Source organism: Halomonas sp. BC2 (genome assembly GCF_002078115.1).
GTDB lineage: Bacteria > Pseudomonadota > Gammaproteobacteria > Pseudomonadales > Halomonadaceae > Vreelandella > Vreelandella stevensii.
In genome coordinates this window covers 94,615-101,013 of sequence record NZ_LFGT01000021.1, presented here as the reverse complement: position 1 = coordinate 101,013, position 6,399 = coordinate 94,615, and the positions used below count along the sequence as shown (strand labels likewise).

The 6,399-nt window shown below is 54.1% G+C and carries 7 protein-coding genes; 4 read left to right on the top strand and 3 right to left on the bottom strand.

Going from position 1 to position 6,399, the window contains the following annotated elements:
- Nucleotides 1–71: 71 nt before the first annotated feature.
- Nucleotides 72–353, top strand: coding sequence for a hypothetical protein (locus B7L71_RS13150; protein ID WP_081138516.1), 282 nt, complete (start codon nucleotides 72–74; stop codon nucleotides 351–353).
- A gap of 490 nt (nucleotides 354–843) precedes the next feature.
- Here the strand turns inward: B7L71_RS13150 and B7L71_RS13145 are convergent, their stop codons facing one another.
- Nucleotides 844–2,118: a tyrosine-type recombinase/integrase gene (locus B7L71_RS13145; RefSeq protein WP_081138515.1), complete on the bottom strand. Its 1,275-nt coding sequence runs from the start codon at nucleotides 2,116–2,118 to the stop codon at nucleotides 844–846.
- 249 nt (nucleotides 2,119–2,367) lie between these two features.
- A complete protein-coding gene (locus B7L71_RS13140) occupies nucleotides 2,368–3,246 on the bottom strand; it encodes a YicC/YloC family endoribonuclease (RefSeq protein ID WP_081138513.1) in 879 nt (292 codons plus the stop codon).
- 150 nt (nucleotides 3,247–3,396) lie between these two features.
- Here B7L71_RS13140 and rph point away from each other — a divergent pair, with 150 nt between their 5' ends.
- Nucleotides 3,397–4,134, top strand: a complete 738-nt coding sequence (gene rph / locus B7L71_RS13135) for a ribonuclease PH (protein ID WP_081138512.1) — start codon at nucleotides 3,397–3,399, stop codon at nucleotides 4,132–4,134.
- 71 nt (nucleotides 4,135–4,205) lie between these two features.
- On the opposite strand, the gene B7L71_RS13130 is transcribed toward rph, so the two are convergent.
- Nucleotides 4,206–4,973, bottom strand: a complete 768-nt coding sequence (locus B7L71_RS13130; protein WP_016915559.1) for an exodeoxyribonuclease III — start codon at nucleotides 4,971–4,973, stop codon at nucleotides 4,206–4,208.
- 151 nt (nucleotides 4,974–5,124) lie between these two features.
- Here B7L71_RS13130 and pyrE point away from each other — a divergent pair, with 151 nt between their 5' ends.
- Nucleotides 5,125–5,799: an orotate phosphoribosyltransferase gene (gene pyrE / locus B7L71_RS13125; RefSeq protein ID WP_081138510.1), complete on the top strand. Its 675-nt coding sequence runs from the start codon at nucleotides 5,125–5,127 to the stop codon at nucleotides 5,797–5,799.
- 33 nt (nucleotides 5,800–5,832) lie between these two features.
- The gene (locus B7L71_RS13120) at nucleotides 5,833–6,387 is read left to right on the top strand and encodes a YfaZ family outer membrane protein (RefSeq protein ID WP_081138508.1); all 555 of its coding nucleotides are present in this window, start codon (nucleotides 5,833–5,835) and stop codon (nucleotides 6,385–6,387) included.
- The last annotated feature ends 12 nt before the right edge of the window (nucleotides 6,388–6,399 follow it).

Below are 6,399 nucleotides of genomic sequence, written 5' to 3'. Positions count from 1 at the left end.
CAATGTATTTGACATGTGACAGCCGACTCAAAAAAAATTAGATATATCTAATTCACTAGTGGAAATTGTTCATGACTCAACCTTTCGATTGGATCGTAACTCGTGATCCTGCTCAGCTGGAGTGGATAGCTAGTTACTTGGCGCGTAAGATTTTCAAAGGTTCTACGGCGTTCATTTCGGTAAAACCGCCTGCTGAGTACGGTTATGTTGAGATGGCTAAAAGCTTGAAGAAGCTTCCTGATGAAGCTGAATATCGAGAAGCCAGCAGGCAAATGAAAGGAGCCTGGAATACGTACCAATACCGTAAGAAGAATGGCAACCCAGTCTCTCTTCAAATCCCAGAGAAAAAATAAAGCAACTAAAGCTTTTAGCGAAAAAGCGTAAACAGTCTCAAGCACAAACACTCAGCGACCTTATTAACGAGGCGCTGGGAAAAAAGAATTTTATAGCTAAAGAAACCAGCAATTTAAGCGATTCGTTTTTAGATGTAGCACAACAATATATACATCAAAGTGACGTGGATAGTTTGATCGATGAGTTGATGAACGAAATAAATCACCGCTGTTACCTTGAAGTACTGAAGAATGCAGGAGATCCAGTTAAAGACTTCAGTGTACGCGCTATTTATTTTCACTCAGTCAGAGAGCGTATTACAGAGCTGGCAACTAAAATCTCTATCATGCAGTCTCGTGACGGATCCGTAAACTCTACGATACTTGAAAAAGCCTTAGAAAAAAGTAGTAGACATGGATTCAATCATTATTAAAAATTTTAAGTTGGCAAGCTGAAATCCAGCAATAGCGTTACAATCAACACTTACATCAAACTAAAAATAAAGTTTTTCTACTTAGTATGATTTAACAGAGCACACCCAGCATTAGCAGCGCAGGGTGTGCAGGAACTTGGTAACATTACAGAATTAAATAAATTTGCTACTTTTATCAAAGCACGCTTTCGTTCCTCATAATAATCATACCGATCATAGACGCCTTCAACGCCTTTCAGCTTGTGATTCAAGCAACGCTCAGCCACATGGCTAGGTACGCCGGTCTCAGCCAACAGACTGCGGCAAGTGCGCCTAAGGTCATGCACCGTAAACTCGGGTAAATCACCCATTCTATTTTCAGGTTGCTGCTTCTTGCCTGGTTCTTTACCAAATAGCTTAGCAATGGCGCGATTGAGTGTATCCTTGCCCATATGGGGCTGCTTACTGCTACGACGGCTAGGAAATACGTAAGGTGAACCACAAGCACGGATGTGAAGCTCCTCTAACCACTCGACTGCCTGTGGTGGCAAAGGAATCGCCATTCCCACACCCGATTTGCTGCGCTCTCCGGGTAAGTTCCATTTTGCATTGTTCAAGTCAAATTCTGACCACGTGGCTTCAGTGAGCTCTGTTTTACGCACTCCAAGCACAACAAGCAGTGCGCATGCGAGATAGTTGTCACGCGTAAAGCTAGTGCGATTTTCTCTGAAAACCTCAAAGGCAAACCTGAGCTCCTCAACGCTAAGTGCTCTATCACGGCTTTTCTCGACCCCGCCCGCATCGTTGACGTTGAAAGCAGACGCAGGGTTATAGGTCAAAAACCCTAGCTTGATGCCATGGTTAAATAGCTGTTTTAAGTACATCAAAGCGTCATTTGCAACGGTTGGGCGACCGCTGTTAGTTACCCTTCTGATAATGGTACGCACATCCATAGGGGTAACGCTAGCCAGCGTTAGCGAACCGATGGCAGGAGCAATATCCTTTTCAAAGACGCGTTTAGGGATGTTGGGATGCTTGAGTCGCTTATCGAGCTCCTGATACCAATCGTCAAACAGATCCTGCACCGTGCTAATGGTTATTTTTTCTTCACGTACGCGCTCTACAAGAGGGTCTGTACCGCTACGAATGGCTTTCTGAGTCTCAACCACTTGCTCACGAGCTTCGAGCAAGGAGAGTTCAGAGCATTTACCCAGTGTCATACCGCGACGCTTACCTGCGAAGGTGTAGCGGCACATCCAATAGGCCGCTCCTGACTTCGGAATCATCAAGTACAAACCGTTGCCATCACCGTAGCGCCCAGGCTTGGCTTCTCTGATCAATGATTGAATTTTCTTGGCAGTAAAACTCCCCATCGCTCTTTCCTCCCCCTCCGCCACGCCTAAAACCATATATTTATTTATATTTCAGACACTTATATTAATATTGGGTAGTAAAACCTCAGAAATACGCCCAACTGGTGGATAGCATGGCATTTTACTACCCACTTTACTACCCACTTGGCGGTGGATTAAGCGGGATTTCGGTGGACGAGCATGGACAAGAATTTTATTAAAAAATATATAAAACAGTATCTTATAGAATTAAAAAAACGACCATAGGCATCACTCAATATTCTGTATCTGCTCCCGCATCTGCTCGATCAGCACCTTCAGCTCTACCGCGCAGCGGGTGGTCTCTGCCACCACGGATTTCGATGACAGCGTATTCGCTTCGCGGTTGAGTTCTTGCATCAGGAAGTCCAGGCGGCGGCCTTTGGGGCCTTTTTGGGCGAGCTGGTGGCGCACTTCGTCGATATGCGCGGTGAGGCGGTCCAGCTCTTCGTCCACGTCGGCTTTTTGGGCCACCAACACCAGTTCGGCTTCCAGGCGCTGGGGGTCGAGTTCGGTCTTGGCGACTTCTAAACGTTCCAGCAGCTGGGCCCGCTGGCGTTCCAGGATTTGCGGCAGCAGGCTGCGTACGGTGGCCACTTGCTCGCTGACGGCGTCCAGGCGGGTGGTGATCATCTCGGCCAGCTTTTCGCCTTCGCGGGCGCGGGCGTCGATCAGTTCCTTGAGCGCCTGGTCGAACAGCGCTTTGGCGGCGGCCTTGATGGCGTCCTGGTCCAGGTGCTGGGTTTCCATCACGCCGGGCTGGTTGAGCAGCGCAAGCGTGGTGGGCGGTACGGCGCAGGGCACCTGCTGCTGAATGGCCGCCAGGGCGTCGGCAATCTCTTGCAGGCGCGCGATGTTCACCGCCGGGGCCTGGGCGGTGTCGGTGCTCTCGAAACGTACGCTGCACTCCACCTTGCCACGCGCCAAGTGGGTACGCAGCGCTTCGCGCAGCAGCGGCTCCAGGTCACACAGGCTTTCGTGCAAACGAAAATGCGGCTCCAGGTAGCGCTGGTTCACCGAACGTATCTCGACCTGCAGGGTGCCAAAAGGGGCGGCCTGCTCGGCGCGGGCGAAGGCGGTCATGCTGTGAACGTGGCGGGGGCTGGCCATGGGGGCTCCTGTGGGTCGCATTTGGGTCAGTCTACCTGATCTTGTCGGGGCGGGGTGCCTTGAATGGGCCTGGCCTGAATAGCCCCATGCCGGGTGGCATTGACGTGTACAATGGTAGGCCTTTTCAACGTAATGATGATGTGAGGTGCTATGCGTCCTGATGTAGTTCGCCCCAGCGGTCGCGAGGCCAACCAGCTGCGTGAGATTCGTTTGACCCGCGACTTCACGCGCCATGCCGAAGGCTCTGTGCTGGTGGAGTTTGGCGAGACCAAGGTGCTGTGCAACGCCAGCGTGGAAGCGGGCGTACCGCGCTGGCTGCGTGGCAAGAATCAGGGCTGGATTACGGCGGAGTACGGCATGCTGCCCCGCGCCACGCACTCCCGCAGCAACCGCGAAGCCACCCAAGGCAAACAGGGTGGCCGCACGCTGGAGATTCAGCGGCTGATTGGCCGTAGCCTGCGCGCGGCGGTGAATTTGAAGAAGCTGGGAGAGTTCACCATTACCGTGGATTGCGATGTGATCCAGGCCGATGGCGGCACGCGCACGGCGGCGATTACCGGTGGCTGCGTGGCGCTGGTGGACGCCATTCGCTACCTGCAGCGGGAAAAGAAGATCAAGGGCGACCCCTTCAAGCAGCTGGTCAGCGCCATTTCCGTGGGCATTTACAAGGGCGTGCCGGTGCTGGACCTGGACTACCCGGAAGACAGCAAGGCCGACACCGACCTGAACGTGGTGATGACCGAAAACGCCGAGCTGATCGAAGTGCAGGGCACCGCTGAAGCGGGCGCGTTCAACCGCCAGGAAATGAACGCCATGCTGGACCTGGCCGAAAAAGCCGGTGAAGAGCTGCGCGAGAAGCAGCGTGAAGCGCTGGGCATTCGCGGCTAGGCGGGCCGGAAACGCAACAGGCCAGCGGTAAGCTGGCCTGTTGCCGATGCGACGCGGGAAGTAGCTAACGCTTAGAGCGCTAAATCATACTCAACGATCAGCGGTGCGAACTCGGAGAAGGTCGCATCGTAATCAATCCACGCGTCTACCACATGGCGCCGGAAGTTGGGGCCGACCAGCTGGTAGTCGATCCGCCAGCCTTCCTGCCGGTCCCGGGGTACTTCCTGGTCCAGCTTGGGCCACCAGGTGTATTCGCCAGCATCGCGATTGATCTCGCGGAAGGTGTCGATGAAACCGGTTGGGCCCAGCACCTGGTCCATCCAGGCACGCTCTTCCGGGCGGAAGCCGGAGGTGAGCTGATTGTCCGACCAGTTGGCCAGGTCGACGGTCTTGTGGGCAATGTGCCAGGTACCGCAGATGATGTATTCGCGGCGCTTGCGCGACATCTTCGTCAGGTACTCCTGGTACTGCTCCATGAACGCCTGCTTGGCTTTCTGGTCACTTCCGTCGGGCATCAGGAAAGTGGCAATGCTGAAACGGTCGTAGTCCGCCTGCAGAAAGCGCCCTTCGTGATCGCACTGAGGAAACCCCAGGCCGTACATGATGGCCTTGGGGATTTTGCGGCAATAGAGCGCCACACCGGCGAAACCATCCTCCTCGGCATCCAGGAAATAGCCTTCGTAGCCTTCCGGATAGAGAATATGGTCACCCAGTTCAAAACTTTTTGCCTTGATGTTCTGCACGCAGACCACGTCGGCATCCTGCTGAGCCAGCCAGTCCAGGAAGCCACGGTCGACGGCATCACGAATACCATTGACATTGATGCTGGCAATTTTCATAAATCGTCCCTTTTGCGTCGCTGCTGTATGATACCCGACGTTTAGACGTTTGGGTAAATAGACAAACCAATTCTTGCTATTTAGCCCCGTTTTATTGTTGCGTTTGACTTACATTCCTATCGACCACACCTACCGACAAGAGAACACCGCCGTGGCTACCACTCTACAACCCTACCAACGCGATTTCATTGCCTTCGCTATTGAGCAGGGCGTGCTCAAGTTTGGCGAGTTCACGCTGAAGTCGGGGCGAGTAAGCCCTTACTTTTTCAACGCGGGCCTGTTCCAGACGGGCCGAGCGCTGGCCAAGCTGGGGCGTTTCTATGCCCAGGCGATTGTCGATAGCGGCCTGCAGGCCGACGTGCTGTTCGGCCCTGCCTACAAGGGCATCCCCCTGGCGGCGGTCACCGCGGCGGCCCTGGCCGACCACCACGACCGTGACATGCCCTACGCCTTCAATCGCAAGGAAGCCAAGACCCATGGTGAAGGCGGTAACATCGTGGGGGCTGAGCTGGCGGGCGATATCTTGATCATCGATGACGTGATCACGGCGGGCACGGCCATCCGCGAAGTCATGACCCTGATCGAGCAGAGCGGCGCTCGGGCGGGCGGCGTGATCATTGCTCTGGACCGCCAGGAGCGTGGCCAGGGCGAGCAGAGTGCTATTCAGGAAGTACAGGCGCAGTATGGCATGCCCGTGGTCAGCATTGTGACGTTACAGCAGGTTCTAACTTACCTGGAAGAGCACGCCGACAGTGAGGTTGCTGCCTACGCCGATGCCGTGCGTGCTTACCGGGATTGCTACGGTGTCAGTAATATATTACGCTAGCCTAATTTTTACCTTACAGGAAGCATGAGATCAATGAAGAAGAGTGTATTCGTTGTCGGTATTGTCATCATGGCCGTGGCCAGTCAGCAAAGCCATGCCTTCAGTGTCGGCGCGACGGCGGGGGAGAACTCCTACAGTATTCAGGGCACCAAGCGTATCGTCCCTGGGCTGCATGCCGGTATCGGTTATTACTCGAGCGATGATAGTGGCGGGGATGCCAAGGCCTATTCCGGGTCGCTTATGCTCACCCCTTATACACCGCTGGTGGACGTCAGTGTGGGTGCGCGTTACCAGTATCTGGATACTGACTATGGCAATGGCGGCAATCTGGGGCTGGGTGGTAGCGCCTATATTCCGACGCCGATTCCTCGGGTTTCGCTGGGTGGCGATGCACATTACTTCCCATCTGCCCTCTCCCATGGTGATGTGGATGAAAGCTATGAATATGGTGCAAATGCCCGCTTCCGGATTTTGGGCAATAGCTACCTGACCGGCGGTTACCGCTATTTCAAGACCGACTTCGATGGCAGCGCTGGGTCGCGGACACTGGAAAGCGGCTGGGTGTTCGGCCTCAGAGTAGGGTTTTAAAGGTTCTTCGTC

Bases quoted from the DNA above. Each gene is read 5' to 3' on its own strand.
- B7L71_RS13150 (WP_081138516.1), top strand. From the start codon at position 72: ATGACTCAACCTTTCGATTGGATCGTAACTCGTGATCCTGCTCAGCTG.
- B7L71_RS13145 (WP_081138515.1), bottom strand. From the start codon at position 2,118: ATGGGGAGTTTTACTGCCAAGAAAATTCAATCATTGATCAGAGAAGCC.
- B7L71_RS13140 (WP_081138513.1), bottom strand. From the start codon at position 3,246: ATGGCCAGCCCCCGCCACGTTCACAGCATGACCGCCTTCGCCCGCGCC.
- rph (WP_081138512.1), top strand. From the start codon at position 3,397: ATGCGTCCTGATGTAGTTCGCCCCAGCGGTCGCGAGGCCAACCAGCTG.
- B7L71_RS13130 (WP_016915559.1), bottom strand. From the start codon at position 4,973: ATGAAAATTGCCAGCATCAATGTCAATGGTATTCGTGATGCCGTCGAC.
- B7L71_RS13120 (WP_081138508.1), top strand. From the start codon at position 5,833: ATGAAGAAGAGTGTATTCGTTGTCGGTATTGTCATCATGGCCGTGGCC.